The 24,623-nt window shown below is 59.9% G+C and carries 22 protein-coding genes; 14 read left to right on the plus strand and 8 right to left on the minus strand.

Annotation, left to right across the window (positions count from 1 at the left end; all coding sequences use genetic code 11):
• Positions 1-238: 238 nt before the first annotated feature.
• The 7 genes from glpE to KGB23_RS12430 all read right to left on the minus strand — a co-directional run bounded on the left by glpE (position 239) and on the right by KGB23_RS12430 (position 7,884).
• Entirely contained in the window at positions 239-568 is a 330-nt protein-coding gene (glpE, locus tag KGB23_RS12400; RefSeq protein WP_030130002.1) for a thiosulfate sulfurtransferase GlpE, read from the minus strand.
• Positions 569-601: 33 nt separating this feature from the next.
• Positions 602-1,483, minus strand: coding sequence for a symmetrical bis(5'-nucleosyl)-tetraphosphatase (locus tag KGB23_RS12405; protein WP_223431284.1), 882 nt, complete (start codon positions 1,481-1,483; stop codon positions 602-604).
• Entirely contained in the window at positions 1,483-1,863 is a 381-nt protein-coding gene (apaG, locus tag KGB23_RS12410) for a Co2+/Mg2+ efflux protein ApaG (RefSeq protein ID WP_008147202.1), read from the minus strand. The genes KGB23_RS12405 and apaG overlap by 1 nt, the downstream gene beginning before the upstream one ends.
• A gap of 121 nt (positions 1,864-1,984) precedes the next feature.
• Entirely contained in the window at positions 1,985-2,803 is an 819-nt protein-coding gene (rsmA, locus tag KGB23_RS12415) for a 16S rRNA (adenine(1518)-N(6)/adenine(1519)-N(6))-dimethyltransferase RsmA (RefSeq protein WP_056741305.1), read from the minus strand.
• Positions 2,800-3,789: a 4-hydroxythreonine-4-phosphate dehydrogenase PdxA gene (gene pdxA, locus KGB23_RS12420; protein ID WP_223431285.1), complete on the minus strand. Its 990-nt coding sequence runs from the start codon at positions 3,787-3,789 to the stop codon at positions 2,800-2,802. The genes rsmA and pdxA overlap by 4 nt, the downstream gene beginning before the upstream one ends.
• A complete protein-coding gene (surA, locus tag KGB23_RS12425; RefSeq protein WP_223431286.1) occupies positions 3,786-5,102 on the minus strand; it encodes a peptidylprolyl isomerase SurA in 1,317 nt (438 codons plus the stop codon). The genes pdxA and surA overlap by 4 nt, the downstream gene beginning before the upstream one ends.
• Positions 5,083-7,884 carry an LPS-assembly protein LptD gene (locus tag KGB23_RS12430; RefSeq protein WP_223431287.1) on the minus strand — a complete coding sequence of 934 codons (2,802 nt, stop codon included), beginning with the start codon at positions 7,882-7,884 and terminating at the stop codon, positions 5,083-5,085. Before KGB23_RS12430 ends, surA begins: the two co-directional genes overlap by 20 nt.
• A gap of 130 nt (positions 7,885-8,014) precedes the next feature.
• Between KGB23_RS12430 and KGB23_RS12435 the strand changes: the two genes are divergently transcribed.
• Genes KGB23_RS12435 through KGB23_RS12445 form a run of 3 tightly spaced genes read left to right on the plus strand, consistent with a single transcriptional unit; the run spans position 8,015 to position 10,471 of the window.
• Entirely contained in the window at positions 8,015-9,034 is a 1,020-nt protein-coding gene (locus KGB23_RS12435) for an aminoglycoside phosphotransferase family protein (RefSeq protein WP_223431288.1), read from the plus strand.
• Complete coding sequence (gene murU, locus KGB23_RS12440) at positions 9,031-9,702, plus strand: N-acetylmuramate alpha-1-phosphate uridylyltransferase MurU (protein WP_223431289.1); 672 nt, start codon at positions 9,031-9,033, stop codon at positions 9,700-9,702. Before KGB23_RS12435 ends, murU begins: the two co-directional genes overlap by 4 nt.
• 1 nt (position 9,703) lies before the next feature.
• Positions 9,704-10,471, plus strand: a complete 768-nt coding sequence (locus tag KGB23_RS12445) for a TerB family tellurite resistance protein (protein WP_046045379.1) — start codon at positions 9,704-9,706, stop codon at positions 10,469-10,471.
• A 100-nt stretch (positions 10,472-10,571) separates the two neighbouring features.
• On the opposite strand, the gene KGB23_RS12450 is transcribed toward KGB23_RS12445, so the two are convergent.
• On the minus strand, positions 10,572-11,561 hold the full coding sequence (locus tag KGB23_RS12450) for an alpha/beta hydrolase family protein (RefSeq protein ID WP_223431290.1): 990 nt from the start codon (positions 11,559-11,561) through the stop codon (positions 10,572-10,574).
• Between the two features lie 73 nt (positions 11,562-11,634).
• Here KGB23_RS12450 and KGB23_RS12455 point away from each other — a divergent pair, with 73 nt between their 5' ends.
• The 11 genes from KGB23_RS12455 to KGB23_RS12505 all read left to right on the plus strand — a co-directional run bounded on the left by KGB23_RS12455 (position 11,635) and on the right by KGB23_RS12505 (position 24,620).
• Entirely contained in the window at positions 11,635-14,034 is a 2,400-nt protein-coding gene (locus tag KGB23_RS12455; RefSeq protein WP_223431291.1) for a PAS domain S-box protein, read from the plus strand.
• Complete coding sequence (locus tag KGB23_RS12460; RefSeq protein WP_003210977.1) at positions 14,035-14,664, plus strand: response regulator transcription factor; 630 nt, start codon at positions 14,035-14,037, stop codon at positions 14,662-14,664.
• Between the two features lie 255 nt (positions 14,665-14,919).
• Complete coding sequence (locus tag KGB23_RS12465) at positions 14,920-16,044, plus strand: ABC transporter ATP-binding protein (protein ID WP_150658514.1); 1,125 nt, start codon at positions 14,920-14,922, stop codon at positions 16,042-16,044.
• A gap of 49 nt (positions 16,045-16,093) precedes the next feature.
• Positions 16,094-17,137 (plus strand): ABC transporter substrate-binding protein, encoded by a 1,044-nt coding sequence (locus KGB23_RS12470; protein ID WP_046045383.1) that lies wholly within the window; start codon positions 16,094-16,096, stop codon positions 17,135-17,137.
• A gap of 169 nt (positions 17,138-17,306) precedes the next feature.
• Positions 17,307-18,554 carry an ABC transporter permease gene (locus KGB23_RS12475; protein ID WP_223431292.1) on the plus strand — a complete coding sequence of 416 codons (1,248 nt, stop codon included), beginning with the start codon at positions 17,307-17,309 and terminating at the stop codon, positions 18,552-18,554.
• A gap of 12 nt (positions 18,555-18,566) precedes the next feature.
• The gene (locus tag KGB23_RS12480) at positions 18,567-19,391 is read left to right on the plus strand and encodes an ABC transporter permease (protein WP_223431293.1); all 825 of its coding nucleotides are present in this window, start codon (positions 18,567-18,569) and stop codon (positions 19,389-19,391) included.
• Between the two features lie 238 nt (positions 19,392-19,629).
• On the plus strand, positions 19,630-20,778 hold the full coding sequence (locus tag KGB23_RS12485) for an iron-containing alcohol dehydrogenase (protein ID WP_223431294.1): 1,149 nt from the start codon (positions 19,630-19,632) through the stop codon (positions 20,776-20,778).
• A gap of 90 nt (positions 20,779-20,868) precedes the next feature.
• Positions 20,869-21,543: a ribulose-phosphate 3-epimerase gene (gene rpe, locus KGB23_RS12490; RefSeq protein ID WP_008035979.1), complete on the plus strand. Its 675-nt coding sequence runs from the start codon at positions 20,869-20,871 to the stop codon at positions 21,541-21,543.
• Complete coding sequence (locus tag KGB23_RS12495; RefSeq protein WP_150658518.1) at positions 21,540-22,358, plus strand: phosphoglycolate phosphatase; 819 nt, start codon at positions 21,540-21,542, stop codon at positions 22,356-22,358. The genes rpe and KGB23_RS12495 overlap by 4 nt, the downstream gene beginning before the upstream one ends.
• A 72-nt stretch (positions 22,359-22,430) precedes the next feature.
• Positions 22,431-23,912, plus strand: a complete 1,482-nt coding sequence (gene trpE / locus KGB23_RS12500) for an anthranilate synthase component I (RefSeq protein ID WP_223431295.1) — start codon at positions 22,431-22,433, stop codon at positions 23,910-23,912.
• A 114-nt stretch (positions 23,913-24,026) separates the two neighbouring features.
• Positions 24,027-24,620, plus strand: coding sequence for an aminodeoxychorismate/anthranilate synthase component II (locus tag KGB23_RS12505; RefSeq protein WP_033056198.1), 594 nt, complete (start codon positions 24,027-24,029; stop codon positions 24,618-24,620).
• Positions 24,621-24,623 lie beyond the last annotated feature (3 nt).

Below are 24,623 nucleotides of genomic sequence, written 5' to 3' on the forward strand. Positions count from 1 at the left end.
CGACCGAATATGCAGTCGCTGTTTACCCCCCAGAACTCTTTCGAAGCTGACTACCCCGAAAGCTACTCCCGATGACCCGCGCGCCGGTGTACCGGCTCTCCCCTGTTTTGGATGGCCTGCGCTTAAGGATAGTTGGGAATTCGGGAGGTAAAGGCGAGATACGTAATTAGTTGTGGCAGACCGTTCGTCTGCCACCGCGCGAGCCCGCGGGGGCCGGGGCTTGCGCGTTACAAAAAAATTATTCGGAAGTGCCTTGCGCCGTTTCCGAAGGATAAGTCGTACGCCACAGCTCAAAACCGCCATCCATACTGTAGACGTCGGAGAAGCCCTGACTAATGAGGTAAGCGGCGGCGCCCTGGCTGGAATTGCCGTGATAGCAGACCACCACCGTCGGTGCGTCGAGGTCGGCGCCTTGGATGAAGGCGTGCAGCGAATGGTTATCCAGATGCTTCGAGCCGGCGATGTGCAGTGCGGCAAAGGTCGCTGGGTCGCGAACATCGACCACCACTGCGCCTTGTTCGCGCAGGGCCTGGGCCTGTTCTGGGGGGATACGTTTGAATTCGCTCATGGCGGGCTCCTGTGGCTCGGCTGAAAGCGCAGTCTAGCGCGGGGCGCTGGCTGACGATGGTTCGGGGGTAAGTGCGGCGACTGGCGGCAGGGCAAGGCCATGCTCGTCGCATTTGCAAGACAGGCGTTCACCGCTGTCGACATTCATGAGGGTCAGGGCGCCACCCCAGACACAACCGGTGTCGAGGGCCGAGATGCCCGGCTCATTGCATCGGCCTTCCAGTGCGGCCCAGTGGCCGAAGATGATTTTCAGGCCCTTGGTCTTGCGCTCTTTGTGCTGAAACCAGGGTTTGTAGCCCGGTGGCGCATTGTCGAGGCCTTCCTTGCTTTTGAGGTCAAGCTTGCCCTCGGCGGTACAAAACCGCATGCGGGTGAAATAGTTGGTGATCACCCGCAGGCGTGTCACGCCTTTGAGGTCGTTGTCCCATTTCGCCGGATCGTTGCCGTACATGCCATCGAGGTAGGGCGGCAACAGGTTGTCATCGCGCAATGCAGTCTCGACTTCGGCGGCATACTTCAAGGCCTTGCGCAGTGACCACTGGGGCGGAATGCCAGCATGTACCAGGGCGACATCGCGCTGTTCGTCGTAATGCATGAGCTTTTGCTGACGCAGCCACTCCAGCAGCTCCGCGGAATCGGGCGCTGCGAGAATCTCGAGCAGGGTGTCGGACTTCTTCAGGCGTTCGATGTTTTTTCCGGCCGCCAGCAAGTGCAGGTCATGGTTGCCGAGCACGCACACCAGCGATTCGCGGATGCTATAGAGGAAGCGCAAGGTGTCCAGGGACTGCGGGCCACGGTTGACCAGATCGCCGACCAGCCACAGACGATCCTGTGTCGGGTCGAAGGCGACCTGCTTGAGCAGGCATTGCAATGCTTGAAGACAGCCTTGCAGATCGCCGACGGCATACGTTGCCATCAGTGCAGGGCTCCGGGCACCGCCAGACGGAATGGGGCGATGATGGCGTCGAAGTGTTTGCCGTCGTCGGCAACCATTTCATAAGTGCCCTGCATCGTGCCGACCTTGGAGGTCATGACGGTGCCGCTGCTGTAGGTGTGGCTCTCGCCCACCTCGATCAACGGTTGCTGGCCAACAACGCCGGCTCCGCGAACCTCTTCGACATGCCCGTCACCGTCGGTGATCACCCAGTGCCGTGACAACAGCTTGGCCGGTAGCTCGCCATTGTTGTGCACGGTGATGGTGTAGGCGAAGGCAAAGCGGTTTTGCTCGGGTTGCGATTGTTCTGCCAGATAGCGGGTGACGACGCTGACGTCGACCTGGTAACGAGGATCGGACATGCAAGAGGCCTTAAACGAAGCGGAACGCGGGGCGTAGCTGATAGAACTCAGTCTAGGCCAAGTATCGGGTAGTAAACCAGACATGAAGGCTGGTGTCCTACCCGATAACGCTCATTGCCTGTCAGTCGGCGGCGGGTGTCTGTAGGACTTGTTCGCTGAGCTTGTCGGCCAGGCGCACGAAGGCGGCCAGATCGAGCTGTTCGGGGCGCAGGCTGCCATCAACGCCAGCGGCTTCGATTTCAGCGTTGCTCAGCAGCAGCTTGAGGGTATTGCGCAGGGTCTTGCGGCGCTGGTTAAAGGCTTCGCGCACGACGCGCTCCAACAACTTGTGATCCTTGGCCGGGTGCGGCAGCACCGCGTGAGGCACCAGGCGCACGATAGCCGAATCGACTTTGGGCGGCGGATTGAACGCGCCGGGGCCAACGTTGAACAGATGCTCAACCCGGCAGTGATACTGAACCATGATCGACAAGCGACCCCAGTCACCACCACCAGGGCCTGCTGCCAGGCGCTCGACCACTTCTTTTTGCAGCATGAAGTGCATGTCGCGAATCAGGCTGGCGTTATGCAGCAGGTGAAAAATCAGCGGCGTAGAGATGTTGTACGGCAGGTTACCGACCACCCGCAGGCTGTTCGGCGCAGCGTTCAGGCTGTTGAAGTCGAACTTCAGTGCGTCGCCCTGATGCAGGTTGAAGTTGCTCTTGCCGGCGAATTGCTGGTTGAGGATCGGGATCAGATCCTTGTCCAGTTCCACCACGTCCAGCTGGGCACCGCTGTTAAGCAGGCCTTCAGTCAGCGCACCCTGGCCAGGGCCGATTTCCAGCAAGTGGTCTTCAGGCTTGGCGCGAATGGCGCGCAGGATGCGGTCGATAACGCCGGCATCGTGCAGGAAGTTCTGGCCGAAGCGCTTGCGCGCACGGTGTTGGTAATGCTCGGTCATAAACGGGTCTCGGCCATCTGGTAGGCGGTTTCCAGGGCGACTTGCAGGCTGCCGGTATCGATTTTGCCGCTGCCGGCCAGGTCCAGGGCAGTGCCGTGGTCGACCGATGTGCGGATGATCGGCAAGCCGAGGGTCACGTTGACTGCCGCGCCGAAGCCTTTGTACTTCAGCACAGGCAGGCCCTGGTCGTGGTACATCGCCAGCACTGCATCGCAGTGCTCCAGATATTTGGGGGTAAACAGAGTGTCGGCGGGCAGGGGGCCACGAAGGTCCATTCCTTCACCGCGCAGGCGCTCTAATGTAGGTTCGATGATGTCGATTTCTTCATGGCCCAGGTGTCCGCCTTCGCCGGCATGGGGGTTGAGCCCACAGACGAGGATGCGTGGCCGGGCAATGCCGAATTTTTCTTGTAGATCGGCGTGCAGGATTCGCGTGACCCGTTCCAGACGCTCCGGCGTGATCGCATCGGCAATCTCGCGAAGAGGCAGGTGAGTGGTGACCAGCGCCACGCGCAATCCGCGAGTGGCGAGCATCATCACCACTTGTGCGGTATGGGTCAGGTCGGCGAGAAATTCTGTGTGCCCGGAAAAGGCGATCCCGGATTCATTGATCACGCCCTTGTGCACAGGGGCCGTGATCATGCCCGCAAAATGCCCGTCCAGGCAGCCTTGGCCAGCTCGAGTCAGGGTTTCGAGAACGAAAGCCGCATTGGCCTTGTCCAGTTGCCCGGCGGTGACCTTGGCGTTGAGCGGTGTATCCCAGACATACAGGCTGTTGGCTGGCGCGGGTACATCCGGCCAGTTGTCCGGGTTTACCGGCAGCAAATCGACAACCACACCCAGCTGCACGGCCCGCTCAAGGAGCAGGTCGCGGCTGGTAATGGCAATCAGGGGATGTGGCTGGGCTTGCGAGGCGAGCAGCAGGCACAGGTCAGGACCTATGCCGGCCGGTTCGCCGGGTGTCAGCGCGAAACGTTTGGGTTTCACTGCGCTGCCTGGTCTGCACCAGGGAGTTTGATCTCTACGTACGCTTCGTCACGGATCTGACGCAGCCAGGTTTGCAGTTCTTCGTCGTATTTGCGGTTACGCAATACGGTCATTGCTTGCTGCTCACGAGCCTGGGTGGTGCTGTCAGTGGCGCGACGGCCAAGGACTTCCAGAACGTGCCAGCCATATTGGGTCTGGAATGGCTTGGACAGCTGACCTTGTGGGGTCTTGGCCATCACTTCACGGAATTCAGGCACCAGTGCATTCGGGTCGATCCAGTTCAGGTCGCCGCCGTTGAGGGCGGAACCCGGATCTTCCGAGAAGCTTTTCGCCAGTTCGCCGAAATCTTCGCCCGCTTCGATACGGGAGTAGAGCGATTGAGCCAGGGCTTTGGTTTTTGCTTCGTCGCGGATCGGGCTAGGTTTGACCAGGATATGGCGCACATGCACTTCATCGCGTGTCTGGGTCTCACCGCCACGCTTGTCGAGGATCTTCAGGATGATGAAGCCGCCCGGTGTGCGCATTGGCTGGGTAATGTCGCCGACAGCCATAGTGCCCAGCATGCGATCGAACGGAGGTGGCAATTGACCGGCTTTACGCCAGCCCATGTCGCCACCTTCCAGTGCGGTTTCGCTGGCGGATTTGGCGATTGCCAACTGACCGAAGTCAGCGCCTTGCTTGAGCTGCTGGTAAACCGCGTCTGCCTGTTTGGCTGCGTTCTGAATCGCGTCGGAGTTGGCGCTTTCCGGCGTAGGAATCAGGATGTTGGCCAGGCGGAATTCTTCGGACAGCTGCATTTTGCCAAGGTCGGAAGCGAGGAAGTTCTTCACTTCCTGTTCGGAAACCTGAATACGCTCGGCCACACGACGCTGACGCACACGACTGATGACCATCTCGCGGCGAATCTGGTCGCGTGCGTCGTCGTAAGACAGACCGTCGCGAGTCAGGGCGGCGCGAAATTGTTCAATCGACATGTTATTGCGCTGGGCAATGGTGCCGACAGCCTGGTTCAGTTCTTCATCGGTAATGCGGATACCGGAGCGTTCGCCGATCTGCAGTTGCAGGTTTTCGACGATCAGACGTTCAAGTACCTGCTGATCCAGCACGTTGGCCGGCGGTACGGCAGAACCACGCTTGGCGATGGTTTGCTGAACTTCATGAACGCGTTGGTCCAGTTGGCTCTGCATGACCACGTCGTTGTCGACAATGGCCACCACTTTATCGATGGACTGCACCGCGGCGTTCGCCGCGGTACCCAGGAACAGCGCGCCCAGCATCAGCGGGCGCAGACAATCAGAAAGCTTGGTCTTCACGTTCACGATAACCTTGGATGCCTTTGTCGAGGAAGCTCTCTACTTTGGCGCCGGTGAGGCCGCCGAGTCCCTTCAGAACAATTTGTAGGAAGATGCCGTGGTCGCCTTTTTCGTTTTCCGGGGCGTTCTGACTGAATTCGTCATAGCTGACCCAGTAACGGTTGATCAGGCGCAGTTTCCAGCAGCAGTTGTCGTACTCGAAACCACCGAAAGCTTCCAGGGTACGGTTACGGTTGTAGTCATACTGCCAGCGGCTGATGGCGTTCCATTGCGGCACGATCGGCCAGATCACCGAGAAATCGTGCTGCTCAATCTTGTAGTAGTCCTTCACGTAGCCAGGTTGGCCTGGGGTGCCGTAGTCACCACCGCCGACTTGCCATTTACCGGTGTTCTGGTCGTAACGGACCTGGTCATTACGATAGCGATAGCCGGCGTTGATGACCTTGTTCGGGTTGTCTTCAGGCTGGTAGTGGAACATCGCGCTGCCGGAGCGAGGGCTGCGGCTGTCAGGGTCCCAGTTGTAATCGGCCGTGGTGCGCCAATCGCGGTTCCAGCGATATTCGTATTCCAGCGCATAAGGCGAGACATTAGCATGCGCGTCGTCGCGGGTTTTTGCATCGATACCCGGCAACTGGACTTCGCGGTCCTTGAAGTACAAGGCCTGGCCGACGCTGATGCGTTGACGTTCGAAGCCATTTTCTTCGATCCAGCGGTTGGTGATGCCCAGAGACAGTTTGTTCTCGTCGCCGACACGGTCGGAGCCGGAGAAGCGGTTGTCACGGAACAGCGACGCGTAGTTGAAGGTGTATTCGGTGGTGTCGAATACCGGAATGTCTTCCTGATCCGTTTCAGGGACGTACAGGTAGAACAGGCGCGGTTCGAGGGTCTGGCGATAGTTCTTGCCGAACCATTGGGTATTGCGATCGAAGTACAGGCCGCTGTCGATGCTTGCAATCGGCACGCCACGGTTCTGGCTGCTGCTGAAGGTGCCGTTGAGCTTTTGCTGCTCCGCGGTTTGCGCGTCAATCTGGCTTTTGCCGGTACCGTCCAGATCCAGTTGGTACTGGGTGTACTGGTACTTGAGAGATGGCTTCACGAAGCCATAAGTCCAGTCCAACGGTAGGCTGACACCCGGTTTGAGATTCAAACGGTCGCCATTGGCACGTGCCAGTCCCGTAACGTTGTTATCAAGGCGCGGTTCAACGGTACCGTCTTCGTTAACGAAGTTACCGTTCTTCAAATCACGGTCGAAGCGTACGACTTCTGTGTCGTAGTCGAAATTCAGGCCGCCAGGGTGAGTCGGCAACTGACCATTGAAAGTGATCTGCGGCAAGCGGTCGTACGGCGTAATGTCCGAAACGGTCGCGAGCTGATAAGCCTGTGCATTCAAGCGAGCGGTGTAGCTGTCACCACGATAGGTGACAGAACCCTGCTGGTTCACGAAGTCAGAGCTTTTTACCCCGATCTGATCGGTTTGCAGATCCTGGAAGTAATACGGATCGCTGATCTTGGTGTAATCGACTTGTGTCAGAACGCGCGAGTCGAGACCGCCCTTGTGCTGCCAGTTATACATGTAGCGGTTTTTCTGGTAGTCGGTCTGCTTGCTGCGGTCGGTATCTTCGTCGTTGAGGTACGCGGCGCCGAACTGACCTTCGCTGGACGGGGTCAGGTAACGGAATTCGCCTTCCATCAACAGCCCGTGCTTGCTCATGTAGCGCGGGTACAACGTGGCATCGTAGTTCGGTGCCAGGTTGAAGTAATACGGTGTGACCAGCATGAAGCCGGTATCGCTGCCGGTGCCGATGGTCGGTGGCAGGAAGCCGGACTGGCGACGGTCGTCGATCGGGAAATAGATGTACGGCGTGTATAGAACCGGAATGTCTTTGACCCGCAACGTCACGTTGGTCGCGGTACCGAAGCCGGTGGCCGGGTTCAAGGTGATGTTGTTGCCCTTGAGCTGCCAGGCGTTGCTGTCCGGTTCGCACGTGGTGTACGTACCATCCTTGAGGCGGATGATCGCGTTCTCGGCACGTTTGGCGTACAGCGCATTACCGCGGATACGGGATTTGTGCATCACGTATTCGGCGTTGTCGACCTTGGCTTCACCGGTGTCGAGCTGCACGTCGGCGTGGTCGCCCACGATCAGAGCGCCGTTGTCGCGAACACGGACGTTACCGCTCAGTTCGCCACGGCTCTCGGCCTGGTAGAGGTTTGCTTCGTCGGCTTCGACCTGCATGCTGCCCTGACGCATGACCACATCACCCGCCAGGGTCGCGACCTGCTCATCCTGCTTATAGCGAGAGGCTTTGGCGCCGAGAAAGGTCGGAGCGTCACTTTTATTCGTCTTGTCATTCATGCCAGGACGAATCGGTTCGATATAGGAACCAGCGCAGTAAGGACCGGTTTCGGCCAATTGCGCGGCAGTGAGCTTCTCGCGCGGAACCCAATCGAGGTGGCTGTAGTCTTCGCTACGCGACTTCAGGCCGCGGCCCTTGGATTCGGTCACCAGCACAGGTTTTGCGCCGGTGTCTTGACTTAAACCGCTGTCAGCCGGAGTCTCGCCGCTCGTGCTTGCCGCCGCACTGCCGTCATGGACGGGGCGAGGTGGTAGCGCAGCTGCTGGAGATTTTGGCGCACAGTTCCAGGCACCCGAAGCAGAGACTGAGCAGTCATACTGTTCCGCGGCGACCACGAACGAAGTGGCTAGAGGTTGCAGGGCCAGCAGACTGCCGGTAACCAACAACGGAAATTTTTTACGAAACGCGGGGGATTTCAATGCCATCTTATTAGTCCGGGCTTCCTGCGTGCCATCTGCCCGCGGTGTGGGCCGCACGCCTCTCGATGGTCTGAAAAAGATGCTGGATAATAAAGCATGACCCGCTTGACGGCTAGCGCCGTCGGAGACCCTTGCAATGCCTGACCAAGATGTACGTTTGCAACACCTGAAAGTTTGGCTCGATGAGCAATTGGCTGCCCTCTTTGCAGAACAGGACTGGGGCGTCGTACCCCCGGCCACGTTGACCGCGGCCAGCAGTGATGCGAGTTTTCGACGTTATTTCCGCTGGGAAGGCGAGGGCAGAAGCTTCGTCGTGATGGACGCGCCACCGCCCCAGGAAAACTGTAAACCCTTCGTGGATATCGCTTTTTTGCTGGCGAAATCCGGAATAAATGTTCCGCAAATTTATGCCGAAGACCTCGAACGTGGTTTTCTTTTGCTCAATGACCTGGGCAACAAGACTTACCTGGACGTGATCGACAGCGAAAATGCCGACGATTTGTTCAAGGATGCCCTGCAAGCGCTGTTGGCTTTTCAGCAGCTGCCGATGGTTGCACCGCTGCCAAGTTATGACGTGGCGCTGCTGCGTCGCGAGCTGGAATTGTTCCCTGAGTGGTACGTGAAGCGCGAGTTGGGCATCGAATTCGACTCGGCGCAGCAAATGCTCTGGCAGAACGTGACCGAGCTATTGATCGACAGCGCACTGGCCCAGCCCAAAGTGCTGGTGCACCGCGACTACATGCCGCGCAACCTGATGCTCAGCGAGCCCAATCCCGGCGTGCTGGATTTCCAGGATGCAGTCTATGGTCCGGTGACCTACGACGTGACCTGCCTGTTCAAGGATGCGTTCCTCAGCTGGCCCGAGGCGCGTGTGCGCGGTTGGCTGGAAGCCTACTGGCAGCAAGCGGGCGATCTCGGGATCCCGGTCCAGCCCGACTTCGAAGATTTCCTGCGTGCCAGTGACCTGATGGGTGTGCAGCGGCACCTGAAAGTGATCGGCATCTTTGCCCGCATCTGCCACCGCGACGGCAAGCCGCGTTATCTCGGTGATGTACCACGCTTCTTCGCTTATATAGACGCTGTGATCGCCCGCCGCCCTGAACTGGCCGAGCTGGATGTGTTGCTGCTGAGTCTGCGTGCTGGAGTGAATGCATGAAGGCAATGATTCTGGCTGCAGGGAAAGGCGAGCGCATGCGCCCGCTGACCTTGACCACGCCGAAGCCTCTGGTTCGCGCTGGCGGTATTCCGTTGATCGAGTATCACTTGAAGGCCTTGGCGGTGGCGGGGTTTACCGAGGTGGTGATTAACCATGCCTGGCTCGGCCAACTGATCGAAAACTACCTGGGTGATGGCTCGCAATACGGCGTACGTATTCAGTACTCGCCGGAAGGTGAGCCACTGGAAACCGGAGGCGGGATTTTCCGTGCGCTGCCGTTGCTGGGTGACGAGGCCTTTATGGTGGTCAACGGTGACATCTGGACCGACTACGACTTCAGCGTGTTGCACCAACCGATCACCGGGCTGGCGCATTTGGTGTTGGCGGATAACCCTGCCCATCACCCGACCGGCGATTTCAGTCTGATCGACGGGCAAGTACGCGACGGCCAACCGGACACTGCAACCCTGACCTACAGCGGCATCGCGGTCCTGCACCCGCAGCTGTTCGACGGTTGCTCCGCCGGCGCCTTCAAGCTTGCACCGCTGCTGCGCAAGGCCATGGCCGATGGACACGTCACCGGCGAGCGCTTGAATGGACATTGGGTGGATGTCGGCACTCACGAACGTCTGGCTGAAGTCGAAACCCTGTTAGAAGCGAGACGCTGACATGTTGTGGCCAGGGACTCTGATTGGAGCCGGAGCGGGCTTTTACATCGCCAGCATTCCGGGGGCCATGCTAGGCGCCTTGTTGGGGCAGGTGCTGGATCGGCACTTGCACATACAAAGCTGGGCGCACTTGCGAGAAAGGCTCGGTGGCCGCTCGGTGCTGCGCAACGATGAACTGCTGTTTGTATTGTTGGGACGGCTGGCCAAGTGCGATGGACGGGTGGTGGAAGGGCATATCCAGCAGGCCCGTCAGGAAATGCGCTCGCTGGACATGACCGAGTCGGCCCAGCGTCGGGCCATTGCGGCGTTTAATCGCGGCAAGTCGGGAGATGACCGGTTGCGCGGTTACCTGCGCCGCTTGAGTCATCAACCTCATGCCGCCGAAGGCGTCTTGCGCGCCTGTTGGCGGATGATCTGGGCCGATGGCCGCGCCGGTAGCGCTGAGCGAGAGCTGATCAGGCAGTGGGGTAAATGGCTGGGCTGGTCGTCACAACAGGTACGGGCTCTGTCGGCCGATTACGAGCAGCACAAGTTTGCACAGGCCAGCAGCGTGCTGACCTATCAAGATGCCCTGCGGCTTTTGGGCGTTTCGGCGACCAGTGAGCCGGCGCAGATCAAGCGTGCTTATCGACGCCTGCTGAGTCGCCATCACCCGGACAAGATCGCCGGCAGCGGTGCGACGGCGCTGCAGGTGCGCGAAGCCACTGACAAGACTCGCGAACTGCATAGCGCCTACACATTGATTCGCGAGCGGCGGGATTTTCGCTAGTGGCCGGGAAGATCAAAAGGTCGCAGCCTGCGGCAGCTCCTACAGGTGTACGCATAACCCGGTGTAGGAGCTGCCGCAGGCTGCGATCTTTTGCTTTTGCTTAATTCGCGGTCTGTGGACTCAACCAGCCCCGCACCCGACGGAACAGTTGCTCTTGCTCTGCATTGGAATTACCCGGCAAAGCCTTGAGCGAAACCTGACTGAACCCCGAAGTCTTCAAGCGTTTGCTGGCCTGTAAGCGTTCCAGCGCCAGGTTGCGGTCCAGCGGCCTATCCATATAGAAGATGTCTGCGGTGGGCAGCTTCAGGGTCGGTGTCAGTTCGGCCAGCTCTGGTTTGGCTTTCACCGGCATCTGAGCGGCGACCATCACAAACTTCTCCACTTGCGAGGGCTGCTTCTCGCTCAGGTAGCGCGCGGCCCAGTAAGCGCCAGTGCCATGCCCCAGCACGACAATGCTGCGAGCGCTTTGCTGTTCGGCGTAGGCGATCGCGGCGTCGATGCGGGCGAAGATTCGTTCAGCGTCGGCTTTGGCCTGTTCCTCGGTGGTTTCGGCGATCGCCTTGTCCGCCACCTCCGCTTCGCCGCCCGCCGCTTGTTCGATGGGCGCTGCGGTGGTCGAGTCTTTGCTGCCGGCGTCAGGGGCTTTTGGTGTGGGCGGCACTTCGACGATACGCGGCGCAATGGCATCGCTTTGCAGGTCCGGCAAGGTGATACTCAGGCTGCTCCACTCGGCGTCCGGCAATTTCCGTCTCAATGGACCGATTGCTTGCGGCCAGTCAACGGTTTCGCCGGCGCCCGGGATGATAATCACCGCGCCTTTGGGGGCGGCGGAATTGGCCGGTTTCCACAAGGCCAGAAACGTGTCGCTGCCCGCTTGCAGTTGCTGCTGTTCCTGAGCAGGGATCTGTCGCTCAAGTGCAGACGCTTCTTCCTGACTACGCTCAAGCAGCGGCTGGCGCTCGACCGGTTTTTCTTCGGCGGGTGTTTCCGTAGTGGCTGGCGCCGGGTCGGCGGCCTCGACAGAAAAGGCACAAGGCAGGATCAGCGACAGGCACAATGCTGGCAGTGCCAGGCGGTAGACAGGGGGCATCGGATATTCCAGGCCAGAAGTTATTCCGGCAGCCTAATGGGTTGGTCAGTATTTGTCAGTGTGTGAGATTTCGATGATGCGTTTTCGCTGCCTGTGGGTTATCGGCTGTTTGTGGTTTCCCTTGATGGGCTGGGCGGCTCCCGCGCCACCGGTGCATGTCGCGCAATTGTCCGTGGGCCAGCAGCAATGGCTGGCGCAACATGGCGAATTGCGCGTGGGGCTTGTGTTGCAAGTGCCCTACGCCCAATACGATCGCCGCTTGCAGCGTTTGTCCGGGGTCAATGTCGAGCTGATGAAGTGGCTGGCCAAGGCGCTTAAAGTCGAACTGAGCTGGCGCAACTTTCCCGACCTGGCGCAGCTGGAAGACGCCGCACGCGAGGGTGAAATCGACATCGCTCCGGGGCTGACCCAAACACCCGATGGCCTGCGGCTCTGGCAGTTTTCCGACCCGTATATGCGGGTGCCGCAACTGGTGGTCAGCGACCAGAAAAGCACCGGCGTGGTAGAGCTGGAAAAACTCGACAGCCAGACCCGCGTCGCCGTGCGCATGCCCGGCGCCACCGCCGATTACCTGCGCAGCAATTACCCGCACCTGAACCTTCAAGGCGTACCGATCGAGCGCCAGGCGCTGCAACTGTTGTTGAGTCAGCAGGCCAGTTACGCCGTGGTCGACGAAGCGCAGCTGGGGCGTTTGTCCGCCGAGCCAGAGTTCGCCGGTCTGGTGGTGGTGGGCGACATCGGCCTGCCGCAACTGTTGCGGGTGGCCACGCGCCGGGACTGGCCGGAACTGGCCGGCATCGTCGAAAGTGCGTTGCGGGCGATCCCGGCCAAGGACCTGGAGCAACTGCACAACCAATGGCTGCAACCCAAATACCCGCGGCTGACCGAGTCCCCGGGTTTCTGGCAAAACCTCTGTCTGTTGTTGGCGGTGGTGATGCTGAGCAGCATGGCCATCGTGTTCTGGCAGCGTCGGCAGCAGCACAGTCTTGAGCATCGTTTGCGGGCTGCGCGCGAAGACATTGCGCTGCGTGCCGCCAGCGAAGAAGCCTTGCGACTCACTCAGTTTTCCATCGATCAGAGCACCGTCGGCATCCTGTGGGTCAACTGGGACAGCCATGTGCGCTACGCCAATCGCGCGGCCGAAACCATGCTGGGTTATCCGGCGGGCGGGATCATTGATCGGCCGCTGATCGACTTCGAGCCCGGCTTGCACATGGACCGCTGGCTGAACCTGTGGAAACGCGCCCGGGCCAGTGAGGACGGCCCGCAAAGTTTTGAAACCAACTGCATACGGGCGGATGGCAGCAATCTGCCGGTGGATGTTTCGCTGAGCTTTTTGCGGTTTCGCGACGGAGAATACCTGGTGGTCTACCTCAACGACGTCACCGAGCGCCGTCGTGCATTGGCTGCGTTGCGGGAAAGCGAGGCGCGGCTGCAAGGGATCGCCGCCAACGTTCCAGGACTGGTCTTTCGTCTGGAACGGGCGCCGGTGACGGGGCAGATCGATTTTGCCTACATCAGTGAAGGCAGCGAGAGCCTGGTGGGTTACGCACCGGCCACCCTGGCCCATCGCGACAAAGGCCTGCGCAGCCTGGTGCACCCGGACGACAAGGCCAGTTATCACCAAACCCAGGACCATGCGCTGGATACTGACAGTGACTGGTCGTGGCAGGGACGGATTCTCACCCGATCCGGCGAACAGCGCTGGGCCGAGATCAAAGCCATCACCCGCCGACTCGAAGACGGCGCCTATGTCTGGGACGGGATCGTCTGGGACATCAGCGAGAGCAAGCGCATCGAACTGGAACTGGCCAGCTCTCGCGAGCAGTTGCGTGAGTTGTCCGCGCACCTGGAGAGTGTGCGGGAAGAGGAAAAGGCCCGCATCGCCCGGGAAGTTCACGACGAACTGGGTCAGATGTTGACCGTGCTGAAGCTGGAAACCTCCATGTGCGAACTGGCCTATGCGCAGCTCGACCCCGGTCTGAACGAACGCTTGAACAGCATGAAGCGACTGATCGCTCAGCTATTCCAACTGGTTCGCGATGTAGCCACGGCGCTGCGACCGCCGATTCTCGACGCCGGGATCGCCTCGGCCATTGAATGGCAGGCTCGCCGATTCGAGGCGCGCACGCAGATTCCGTGTCTGGTGCAGGTGCCGGAGAATCTGCCGGTGCTCAGTGATGCCAAGGCGATTGGCCTGTTCCGGATACTCCAGGAAGCGCTGACCAATGTCATGCGCCATGCCCAGGCGCATACTGTCGAACTGACATTGGCGCTGGAAGGCGACGAGTTGTGTCTGACCGTCAGCGATGATGGCGTAGGATTTGTCCCTGCCACCGGTAGAGCAACATCCTTCGGGGTGGTCGGCATGCGCGAGCGAGTGTTGATCATGGGCGGGCAGTTGTCGCTTGAGAGTGAACCGGGTGAAGGCACGACCCTGAGCGTGCGAGTGCCGCTGGATGAGGAGAAGTAAGTGATCCGTGTATTGGTAGCCGAAGACCACACCATCGTCCGCGAAGGCATCAAGCAATTGATCGGCCTGGCCAAGGATTTGCTGGTGGTAGGGGAGGCGAGCAATGGTGAGCAGTTGCTCGAGACCTTGCGCCATGTTCCCTGCGAAGTGGTTTTGCTGGACATCTCCATGCCAGGGGTTAACGGGCTGGAGGCGATTCCGCGGATTCGTGCGCTGAACAATCCGCCGGCGATTCTGGTGTTGTCGATGCACGACGAAGCGCAAATGGCCGCCCGTGCGTTGAAGGTTGGCGCCGCCGGTTATGCGACCAAGGACAGCGATCCTGCACTGCTGCTGACGGCGATCCGCAAGGTCGCGGCGGGCGGGCGCTACATCGACCCGGACCTGGCCGACCGCATGGTCTTCGAAGTCGGCCTGACCGATTCGCGGCCGTTGCACTCGTTGCTGTCCGAGCGCGAGTTCTCGGTGTTCGAGCGCCTGGCCCAGGGCGCCAACGTCAACGACATCGCCCAGCAACTGGCCTTGAGCAGTAAAACCATCAGCACCCACAAGGCGCGGCTGATGCAGAAGCTCAACATCACCTCCCTGGCGGAACTGGTGAAGTACGCGATGGAACACAAACTCCTCTAAAGGCTGTGCTCCTACAGGGATGAAGCGTCGCCATGTCCATTTGCGACATGCCCGACAACCTTCTTTTGCCCGTTCCTGCGGCTTGCAGCTTCAAGATTGCCGCTGCCCCTATCCAATCCCGCCATCCTTGTAGGGCAATCCCTACCCCCAACATTCCATCTGGCTGAGGTCATTCTCTCCTGCGCCCCGATTTGCGTGGTCGGCAGCGTCCACTAGGCTTAGTCCACAGCAGTCATCAACAACAAAGGTGTGGGTATGAGCCAGGTCGATTCAAGCGCAGGGGCCAGCGATATTCTGGTCAGCTTTCGTGGAGTACAAAAAAGCTACGACGGCGAGAACCTGATCGTCAAAGACCTCAACCTGGAGATTCGCAAAGGCGAATTCCTCACCTTGCTCGGGCCCTCCGGCTCCGGCAAGACCACCAGCCTGATGATGCTCGCCGGTTTCGAAACACCGACCGCAGGCGAAATCCAGCTGGCCGGGCGTTCCATCAACAACGTGCCGCCGCACAAGCGCGACATCGGCATGGTGTTCCAGAACTACGCGTTGTTCCCGCACATGACCGTTGCCGAGAACCTGGCGTTCCCGTTGACCGTGCGCGGTTTGAACAAGAGCGATGTCAACGACAAGGTCAAAAAAGTCCTGAGCATGGTTCAGCTCGATACCTTCGCCCAGCGCTATCCGGCACAACTGTCCGGCGGTCAGCAGCAGCGTGTGGCCCTGGCCCGCGCCCTGGTGTTCGAACCGCAACTGGTGCTGATGGACGAACCCCTCGGCGCACTGGACAAACAACTGCGCGAACACATGCAGATGGAGATCAAGCATCTGCACCAGCGCCTCGGCGTGACTGTGGTCTACGTGACCCACGACCAGGGCGAAGCCCTGACCATGTCCGATCGCGTGGCCGTGTTCCACCAGGGCGAGATTCAGCAGATCGCGCCGCCGCGCACTCTGTATGAAGAACCGAAAAATACCTTCGTCGCCAACTTCATCGGCGAGAACAACCGCCTCAATGGCCGCTTGCACAGCCACACCGGCGACCGCTGCGTGGTTGAGTTGGGTCGCGGTGAAAAGGTCGAAGCCCTGGCGGTCAACGTCGGCAAGACCGGCGAACCCGTCACGCTGTCGATTCGCCCCGAGCGCATTAGCCTCAACGGCGCAAGCGATCAATGCGTCAACCGCTTCTCAGGGAGGGTGGCGGAATTCATCTATCTGGGCGACCACGTCCGGGTTCGCCTGGAAGTCTGCGGCAAGACCGATTTCTTTGTGAAACAACCGATTGCCGAGCTCGATCCCGCGCTGGCCGTCGGCGACGTGGTACCGCTTGGCTGGCAGGTCGAACACGTTCGCGCGCTCGACCCACTTCTAGAGGCGCATTGATCGCCCCCCTGCTTCAACAACACAACCCTGCACGTGGAGAGAACAATAAATGTTGAGATCCCTGAAATTCACCGCTTTGGTCATGGGCATGATCGGTGCGGCACACGCAATGGCGGCGGGCCCGGACCTGACCGTGGTGTCCTTTGGCGGGGCGAACAAGGCCGCGCAGGTCAAAGCCTTCTACGCACCGTGGGAAGCGGCAGGCAACGGCAAGATCGTGGCGGGCGAGTACAACGGCGAAATGGCCAAGGTCAAAGCTATGGTCGACACCAAGAGCGTGTCCTGGGACCTGGTAGAAGTTGAATCGCCAGAACTGTCCCGTGGTTGCGACGAAGACATGTTCGAGCAGCTTGATCCGAAGTTGTTCGGCAAGTCCGAAGACTACGTCAAAGGCGCCATCCAGCCATGCGGCGTGGGCTTCTTCGTGTGGTCGACCGTGCTGGCCTACAACGCCGACAAACTGGCCTCCGCACCGACCAGTTGGGTGGATTTCTGGGACACCAAGAAATTCCCGGGCAAACGTGGCCTGCGCAAAGGCGCCAAGTACACCCTGGAATTCGCTCTGATGGCCGACGGCGTTGCGCCGAAAGACGTCTACAAAGTACTGGCCGGCAAGGATGGTCAGGATCGCGCGTTCAAGAAGCTCGATGAGCTCAAACCAAGCATCCAGTGGTGGGAAGCCGGCGCGCAACCGCCGCAGTACCTCGCTTCCGGCGACGTGGTCATGAGCTCGGCCTACAACGGCCGGATCGCTGCCGTGCAGAAAGAAAGCAACCTGAAAGTCGTGTGGAACGGCGGTATCTACGACTTCGACGCATGGGCCATCCCGAAAGGTCTGGATAAGGCACGCGCTGAAGCGGCGAAGAAATTCATCGCTTTCTCGGTGGCGCCGCAGCAGCAAAAGACCTACTCGGAAAACATCGCCTACGGCCCGGCCAACACCCAGGCCGTACCGTTGCTGGCCAAGGATGTCCTGAAAGACATGCCGACCACCCCGGAAAACATCGCCAACCAGGTGCAGATCGATGTCAGCTTCTGGGCTGACAACGGTGAGCAACTGGAACAGCGCTTCAATTCCTGGGCTGCCAAGTAGGAGCTGCCGAAGGCTGCGATCTTTTGATCTTGATCTTCAGCGGTCTCAAAGCCGCCAAAAGATCGCAGGCTGCGCCAGCTCCTACAGGGCTGGTGTTTGCTTCAAGAGTTGATGCAATGCGGCATCACGCTATGTGATGCCGCCCATCCAAAGATTTCCGGAGTACGCCATGGCCACCGCCATTCCCCTGAACGCGGGCACCGACCCCACCTTGAAGCAGCGGCTCAAGCACGCCGAGCGGATCAACCGCTGGAAAGCACAAGCCTTGATCGCGCCGTTGGTGCTGTTTCTGTTGCTGGTGTTCCTGGTGCCTATCGTGGCGCTGCTCTACAAAAGCGTTGGTAACCCGGAAGTGGTCGGCGGCATGCCGCGCACCGTGGCGGCTATCGCCAGTTGGGATGGCCGAGGCCTGCCCGCTGAACCGGTTTACAAGGCGGCCAGCGAAGACCTCGCTGAAGCCCGCAAGAATCAGACCCTGGGCGACCTGTCCAAGCGCTTGAACATGGAGTTGGCCGGCTACCGCAGCCTGCTGACCAAAACTGCACGTGCTTTACCGTTCGCCACCGAACCGGCCTCTTATAAAGAAGCGCTGGAAGGTCTCGACGAGCGCTGGGGCGACCCGGCCTATTGGCAAGCGGTGCGCCGCAACACCAGCAGCATCACGCCTTATTATTTACTGGCGGCGGTCGATCACCGTATCGACGATCTCGGCGAAATCGCCCCGGCCACGCCCGATCAGGCGATCTACCTCGACATCTTCGCCCGGACCTTCTGGATGGGGCTGATCATCACCATGATCTGCCTGCTGCTGGCGTATCCATTGGCTTACTTGCTGGCGAACCTGCCATCACGTCAAAGCAACCTGCTGATGATTCTGGTGCTGCTGCCGTTCTGGACCTCGATTCTGGTGCGGGTCGCCGCGTGGATCGTGTTGCTGCAATCGGGTGGCTTGATCAACAGCGGCCTGATGGCGATGGGCATTATCGATAAACCGCTGGAGCTGGTGTTCAACCGCACCGGGGTTTACATCTCCATGGTGCACATCCTGCTGCCGTTCATGATTCTGCCGATCTACAGCGTGATGAAAGGCATCTCGCCGACCTACATGCGTGCCGCGATTTCCCTCGGCTGCCATCCGTTCGCCAGTTTCTGGCGGGTGTATTTCCCGCAGACCTATGCCGGTGTCGGCGCCGGTTGCCTGTTGGTGTTCATCCTCGCCATCGGCTACTACATCACCCCGGCCTTGCTGGGTAGCCCGAACGATCAGATGGTCAGTTACTTCGTCGCCTTCTACACCAACACCAGCATCAACTGGGGCATGGCGACCGCACTCGGTGGGCTGCTGCTGTTGGCGACCGTGGTGCTTTATCTGATTTACAGCTGGCTGGTGGGCGCCAGTCGCCTGCGTCTGAGCTAAGGGGAGAACGAAATGCTGAGTCCTTATATGTCGCCCATTGAGCGGATGTGGTTTTACAGCTTGCGCATTCTCTGCGGGCTGGTCCTGTTGTTCCTGATCCTGCCGGTGCTGGTGATTATTCCGCTGTCGTTCAACTCCGGGAGTTTTCTGGTGTACCCGCTGCAAGGCTTTTCGCTGCACTGGTACCAGGACTTCTTCGCTTCGGCCGAGTGGATGCGTTCGCTGAAGAACAGCATCATCGTTGCTCCGGCGGCGACTGTGCTGGCGATGATCTTCGGTACGCTGGCGGCAATCGGCCTGACACGGGGTGACTTCCCCGGCAAACCGCTGGTGATGGCGCTGGTGATTTCACCGATGGTGGTGCCGGTGGTGATCATTGGTGTGGCCAGTTACCTGACCTTCGCTCCGCTGGGGTTTGGTAACAGTTTTGTCTCGCTGATCGTCGTGCATGCGGTGTTGGGTGTGCCGTTCGTGATCATTACCGTGTCGGCTACCTTGCAAGGTTTCAACCAGAACCTGGTGCGTGCGGCGGCCAGCCTTGGCGCTTCGCCGCTGACGGCATTCCGCCGCGTGACCTTGCCGTTGATCGCGCCGGGAGTGATCTCGGGGGCACTATTCGCCTTCGCGACGTCGTTCGATGAGGTGGTGGTAACGCTGTTCCTCGCCGGCCCCCAACAGGCGACGTTGCCTCGGCAAATGTTCAGCGGCATCCGCGAAAACCTCAGCCCAACGATTGCTGCCGCAGCGACCCTGCTGATTGCCTTCTCGGTAATCCTGCTGCTGACCCTGGAATGGCTGCGCGGCCGTAGCGAAAAACTGCGTACCGCTCAGGTCTGAGGCCGTACACGGTCAAAATGTGGGAGCGGGCTTGCTCGCGAAAGCGGTCTTTCAGTCACATAGATGTTGGATGTGCTGACGCTTTCGCGAGCAAGTCGAATCGTCGCACCGCCGCTCCCACAGTTGATTTGTGTCGACCCTGTCATGGATATGAAGTCATTCACTGCCTGAAAGCAGACAAACCCCAATCCCCAGCTACTCTTGTGCCCAGCTCCCCTATCTATAAGAGGCTGCGCACATGAGTATTTCCTCTTTCAAAATCGCTCACAAACTGATCACCGGCGCAGGTGCCATCGAGCAACTGGCGGCTGAACTGACACGCCTGGACATCGACAACCCGTTGATCGTCACCGATGCCGCACTGGTCAAGTCCGGCACGGTCGAGCTGGCGCTGGCGCAGCTGGGCGACCGAACCTACGAAATTTTTGACCGTGTGCTGCCAGACCCGGAAATCGCCATCGTCGAAGACTGCATGCGGGTCTACCGCGAGGGCGGGCACGACGGACTGATCGGCCTGGGCGGCGGCAGTGCCATCGATATCGCTAAAAGTGTCGCGGCCTACGCCGGTTATCACGGGGCGCTGGAGGATCTGTTCGGCATCGATCAGGTGCCGCGCAAAGGCCCGCCGCTGATCGCCATTCCGACCACCGCCGGCACTGGCTCGGAAGTCACTAACGTGGCGATCCTCTCCGACAAGGTCGCGCAACTGAAGAAAGGCATCGTCAGCGACTATCTATTGCCGGACGTGGCGCTGGTCAGCCCGCAAATGACCCTGACCTGTCCGCGCAGTGTCACTGCCGCCAGTGGCGTCGATGCACTGGTGCACGCCATCGAATCCTATCTGTCGCTGAACGCCTCACCGATTACCGACGCGTTGGCCATCGGCGCCATCAAGCTCATCGCCAAGGCGCTGCCGAAGGCTTACGCCAATCCGTCCAATCTCCAGGCCCGCGAAGACATGGCCACCGCCAGCCTGATGGCCGGTATGGCATTCGGCAATGCCGGGGTCGGCGCGGTGCATGCGCTGGCGTACCCGCTGGGCGGCCGTTACAACATTGCCCATGGCGTCAGCAACGCCTTGCTGCTGCCATATGTCATGACCTGGAACAAAATGGCCTGCGTGGAGCGCATGCAAGATATCGCCGAGGCCATGGGGGTGAAGACCGCTCATCTGAGCGCCAACGACGCAGCGGACAAGGCCGTAGAGGCGATGACCGAGTTGTGCGCTGCGGTGGAAATCCCGCCCGGCCTGCACAGCTTCGGCGTTCCAGAAGATGCCATCCCGGCCATGGCGGTGGAGGCGGCGGGAATTGAGCGCCTGATGCGCAACAATCCGCGCAAATTGAGTGCCATCGATATCGAGAAGATCTACCGAGCGGCTTACTAGGGCGGGTCAATCATCGCGGCCACGGTGCGCGGGTCAAAGCATGAGGTATACAATGCGCGCCATCGTGATTCTGCTCAAAAAAGGTGCGTCATGCAGCCCTTCGTAATTGCTCCGTCGATTCTCTCCGCCGACTTCGCCCGCCTGGGTGAAGAAGTGGACAACGTCCTGGCCGCTGGCGCCGACTTCGTGCACTTCGATGTCATGGACAACCACTACGTGCCGAACCTGACCATCGGCCCGATGGTGTGTGCCGCACTGCGCAAGTACGGCGTGACCGCGCCGATCGACGCGCACCTGATGGTCAGCCCGGTGGACCGCATCGTCGGTGATTTCATCGAAGCCGGCGCGACCTACATCACTTTTCACCCGGAAGCCACGCAGCACGTCGACCGTTCCCTGCAACTGATCCGCGAAGGTGGCTGCAAGTCGGGCCTGGTGTTCAACCCGGCGACCCCGCTGGACGTGCTCAAGTACGTGATGGACAAGGTCGACATGATCCTGCTGATGAGCGTCAACCCGGGCTTCGGCGGGCAGAAGTTCATCCCCGGCACCCTCGACAAGCTGCGTGAAGCGCGGGCGCTGATCGATGCTTCCGGGCGCGACATCCGCCTGGAAATCGACGGCGGAGTGAACGTGAACAACATTCGTGAAATCGCCGCTGCTGGCGCTGACACCTTCGTCGCCGGCTCGGCGATCTTCAATGCACCGAACTACCAAGAGGTGATTGAAAAGATGCGTTCCGAACTGGCGCTGGCCCGCCCATGAGTGGCTTTGAGCAGCTGTTCCCGGGGTCTCTGCCGCGGCTGGTGATGTTCGATCTGGATGGCACGCTGGTCGATTCGGTCCCCGACCTCGCAGCGGCTGTGGATAACATGCTGCTCAAACTCGGGCGTCAACCTGCCGGCATCGAATCGGTGCGTGAGTGGGTGGGCAACGGCGTGCACACGCTGGTACGCCGGGCCTTGGCCAACCACATCGACGCCGAGGGTGTCGATGAAGTCGAGGCCGAGCATGCCCTGGAGCTGTTCAACGGTTTTTATGAGGACGGTCACGAGCTGACGGTGGTTTACCCCGGCGTGCGCGACACCCTGAAATGGCTGCACAAGCAGGGTGTCGAGATGGCGCTGATCACCAACAAACCGGAGCGCTTCGTCGCGCCGCTGCTGGATCAGATGAAAATCGGCCGTTATTTCCGCTTGATCATCGGCGGCGACACCCTGCCACAGAAAAAGCCGGACCCGGCAGCGCTGTTTTTCGTGATGAAAATGACCAATATCCCGGCGTCGCAATCCTTGTTCGTCGGTGATTCGCGTAGCGATGTGCTGGCGGCGAAAGCGGCGGGGGTCAAATGCGTGGCGCTCAGTTACGGCTATAACCATGGCCGGCCGATTGCCGAAGAGTCGCCGGCGCTGGTGATCGACGATCTGCGCAAGTTAATTCGCGGTTGCCTGGATCCGGCCGCTGAGATAACGTTGCCCGACGCTGTTCAACCCCCTTCTGGAAACGCCATCGTGGTGGTCACTCGCAAACTCTGGATGAAAGTCATCAAGGCCCTGGCCCGCTGGCGTTGGCGCGCCTGACTTGTTCCTGGCCGGCATACCCGGCGCGTTTGCATACCTGACTGTTAGACCCTCAAGCCACGAGGCTACCCCATGATCCGCGAAGAATTCCTGCGTTTGGCCGCTGCCGGCTACAACCGCATCCCGCTTGCCTGCGAAACCCTGGCCGACTTCGACACACCGCTGTCGATCTACCTGAAACTGGCCGACGAGCCCAACTCCTACCTGCTGGAATCGGTGCAGGGCGGGGAGAAGTGGGGGCGTTACTCGATCATCGGCCTGCCGTGCCGCACCGTGCTGCGGGTTCACGACCATCACGTCAGCGTGACCCACGACGGCATCGAGATCGAAAGCCACGAAGCTGAAGATCCACTGGCCTTCGTCGAAGAATTTAAAGCCCGCTACAACGTGCCGACCATCCCAGGCCTGCCGCGCTTTAATGGCGGCCTGGTGGGTTACTTCGGTTATGACTGCGTGCGCTATGTGGAGAAGCGTCTGGGCAAATGCCCGAACCCGGATCCACTGGGCGTGCCGGACATTCTGCTGATGGTTTCCGACGCGGTAGTGGTGTTCGACAACCTCGCCGGCAAGATGCACGCGATTGTCCTGGCCGATCCCTCGCAGGACGATGCTTTCGAGCAAGGTCAGGCGCGTCTGGAGGAGCTGCTGGAAAAACTCCGCCAGCCGATTACCCCGCGCCGTGGCCTGGATTTCAGCAAGCAACAGTCTGCTGATCCGGTGTTTCGTTCGAGCTTCACCCAGGACGATTACGAAAAAGCCGTCGACACCATCAAGGAATACATCCTGGCCGGAGACTGCATGCAGGTCGTGCCGTCCCAGCGCATGTCGATCGACTTCAAGGCTGCGCCGATCGATCTGTACCGGGCGCTGCGTTGCTTCAACCCGACGCCTTATATGTACTTCTTCAACTTCGGCGACTTCCACGTCGTCGGCAGTTCGCCGGAAGTGCTGGTGCGGGTCGAAGACAACCTGATCACCGTGCGCCCGATCGCCGGCACCCGTCCGCGCGGCGCCAATGAAGAGGCCGACCTGGCACTGGAAAAAGACCTGCTGTCCGACGACAAGGAAATTGCCGAGCACTTGATGCTGATCGACCTGGGTCGTAACGACACCGGTCGGGTCTCGGAAATCGGGTCGGTGAAACTCACCGAAAAAATGGTGATCGAGCGTTATTCCAACGTGATGCACATCGTTTCCAACGTCACCGGCCAACTGAAGGCCGGGCTGACGGCGATGGACGCACTGCGGGCGATTCTGCCGGCGGGCACTTTGTCTGGTGCGCCGAAAATTCGCGCGATGGAAATCATCGACGAACTGGAACCGGTCAAGCGTGGTGTCTACGGCGGCGCCGTCGGCTACTTCGCCTGGAACGGCAACATGGATACCGCAATCGCGATCCGCACCGCGGTGATCAAGAACGGCGAACTGCACGTGCAGGCCGGTGGCGGCATCGTTGCCGACTCGGTACCGGCGCTGGAATGGGAAGAAACCCTGAACAAGCGCCGCGCGATGTTCCGTGCAGTGGCCCTGGCTGAACAAACCCCGGATAGCTGACCGAAGAACGTTGCCCGTATGACATGTCGCTTTGACTGACAAAGTGCAGGACGCTGCGGGTAAATCATTCGAAGGCTGTATTCAAAGTCAGTAAATTCAAGAGGTTCTTAAGCCATGTTGCTGATGATCGATAACTACGACTCTTTTACTTACAACGTTGTGCAATACCTCGGTGAGCTCGGCTCCCAGGTCAAAGTCGTGCGCAACGATGAGCTCACCATTGCAGAAATCGAAGCCCTCAACCCTGAGCGGATCGTCGTTTCCCCCGGCCCTTGCACGCCGAACGAAGCCGGCGTGTCGATTGATGTGATCAAACATTTTGGCGGTAAATTGCCGATCCTCGGCGTCTGCCTGGGGCATCAGTCCATCGGCCAGGCCTTTGGCGGTGATGTGGTGCGCGCCCGTCAGGTCATGCACGGCAAAACCAGCCCGGTGTTCCACGAGGACAAAGGCGTTTTCGAAGGCCTGAACCATCCGCTGACGGTCACCCGCTATCATTCACTGATCGTCAAACGCGAAACCCTGCCCGATTGCCTGGAGCTGACCGCCTGGACCCAGCTTGAAGACGGCTCGGTCGACGAGATTATGGGGCTGCGCCACAAGACACTGAACATCGAGGGCGTCCAGTTTCACCCTGAGTCGATCCTCACCGAACAGGGCCACGAGCTGTTCGCTAATTTCCTCAAACAAACCGGCGGCACGCGCTAAGGA

The sequence above is a fragment of the Pseudomonas sp. GL-B-26 genome (genome assembly GCF_019947405.1).
Taxonomy (GTDB): domain Bacteria; phylum Pseudomonadota; class Gammaproteobacteria; order Pseudomonadales; family Pseudomonadaceae; genus Aquipseudomonas.

Excerpts from the sequence above, each read along its gene's own strand:
- glpE (WP_030130002.1), bottom strand. The coding sequence starts at position 568 with ATGAGCGAATTCAAACGTATCCCCCCAGAACAGGCCCAGGCCCTGCGC.
- KGB23_RS12405 (WP_223431284.1), bottom strand. The coding sequence starts at position 1,483 with ATGGCAACGTATGCCGTCGGCGATCTGCAAGGCTGTCTTCAAGCATTG.
- apaG (WP_008147202.1), bottom strand. The coding sequence starts at position 1,863 with ATGTCCGATCCTCGTTACCAGGTCGACGTCAGCGTCGTCACCCGCTAT.
- rsmA (WP_056741305.1), bottom strand. The coding sequence starts at position 2,803 with ATGACCGAGCATTACCAACACCGTGCGCGCAAGCGCTTCGGCCAGAAC.
- KGB23_RS12430 (WP_223431287.1), bottom strand. The coding sequence starts at position 7,884 with ATGGCATTGAAATCCCCCGCGTTTCGTAAAAAATTTCCGTTGTTGGTT.
- KGB23_RS12435 (WP_223431288.1), top strand. The coding sequence starts at position 8,015 with ATGCCTGACCAAGATGTACGTTTGCAACACCTGAAAGTTTGGCTCGAT.
- murU (WP_223431289.1), top strand. The coding sequence starts at position 9,031 with ATGAAGGCAATGATTCTGGCTGCAGGGAAAGGCGAGCGCATGCGCCCG.
- KGB23_RS12445 (WP_046045379.1), top strand. The coding sequence starts at position 9,704 with ATGTTGTGGCCAGGGACTCTGATTGGAGCCGGAGCGGGCTTTTACATC.
- KGB23_RS12450 (WP_223431290.1), bottom strand. The coding sequence starts at position 11,561 with ATGCCCCCTGTCTACCGCCTGGCACTGCCAGCATTGTGCCTGTCGCTG.
- KGB23_RS12455 (WP_223431291.1), top strand. The coding sequence starts at position 11,635 with ATGATGCGTTTTCGCTGCCTGTGGGTTATCGGCTGTTTGTGGTTTCCC.
- KGB23_RS12465 (WP_150658514.1), top strand. The coding sequence starts at position 14,920 with ATGAGCCAGGTCGATTCAAGCGCAGGGGCCAGCGATATTCTGGTCAGC.
- KGB23_RS12470 (WP_046045383.1), top strand. The coding sequence starts at position 16,094 with ATGTTGAGATCCCTGAAATTCACCGCTTTGGTCATGGGCATGATCGGT.
- KGB23_RS12475 (WP_223431292.1), top strand. The coding sequence starts at position 17,307 with ATGGCCACCGCCATTCCCCTGAACGCGGGCACCGACCCCACCTTGAAG.
- KGB23_RS12480 (WP_223431293.1), top strand. The coding sequence starts at position 18,567 with ATGCTGAGTCCTTATATGTCGCCCATTGAGCGGATGTGGTTTTACAGC.
- KGB23_RS12485 (WP_223431294.1), top strand. The coding sequence starts at position 19,630 with ATGAGTATTTCCTCTTTCAAAATCGCTCACAAACTGATCACCGGCGCA.
- rpe (WP_008035979.1), top strand. The coding sequence starts at position 20,869 with ATGCAGCCCTTCGTAATTGCTCCGTCGATTCTCTCCGCCGACTTCGCC.
- KGB23_RS12495 (WP_150658518.1), top strand. The coding sequence starts at position 21,540 with ATGAGTGGCTTTGAGCAGCTGTTCCCGGGGTCTCTGCCGCGGCTGGTG.
- trpE (WP_223431295.1), top strand. The coding sequence starts at position 22,431 with ATGATCCGCGAAGAATTCCTGCGTTTGGCCGCTGCCGGCTACAACCGC.
- KGB23_RS12505 (WP_033056198.1), top strand. The coding sequence starts at position 24,027 with ATGTTGCTGATGATCGATAACTACGACTCTTTTACTTACAACGTTGTG.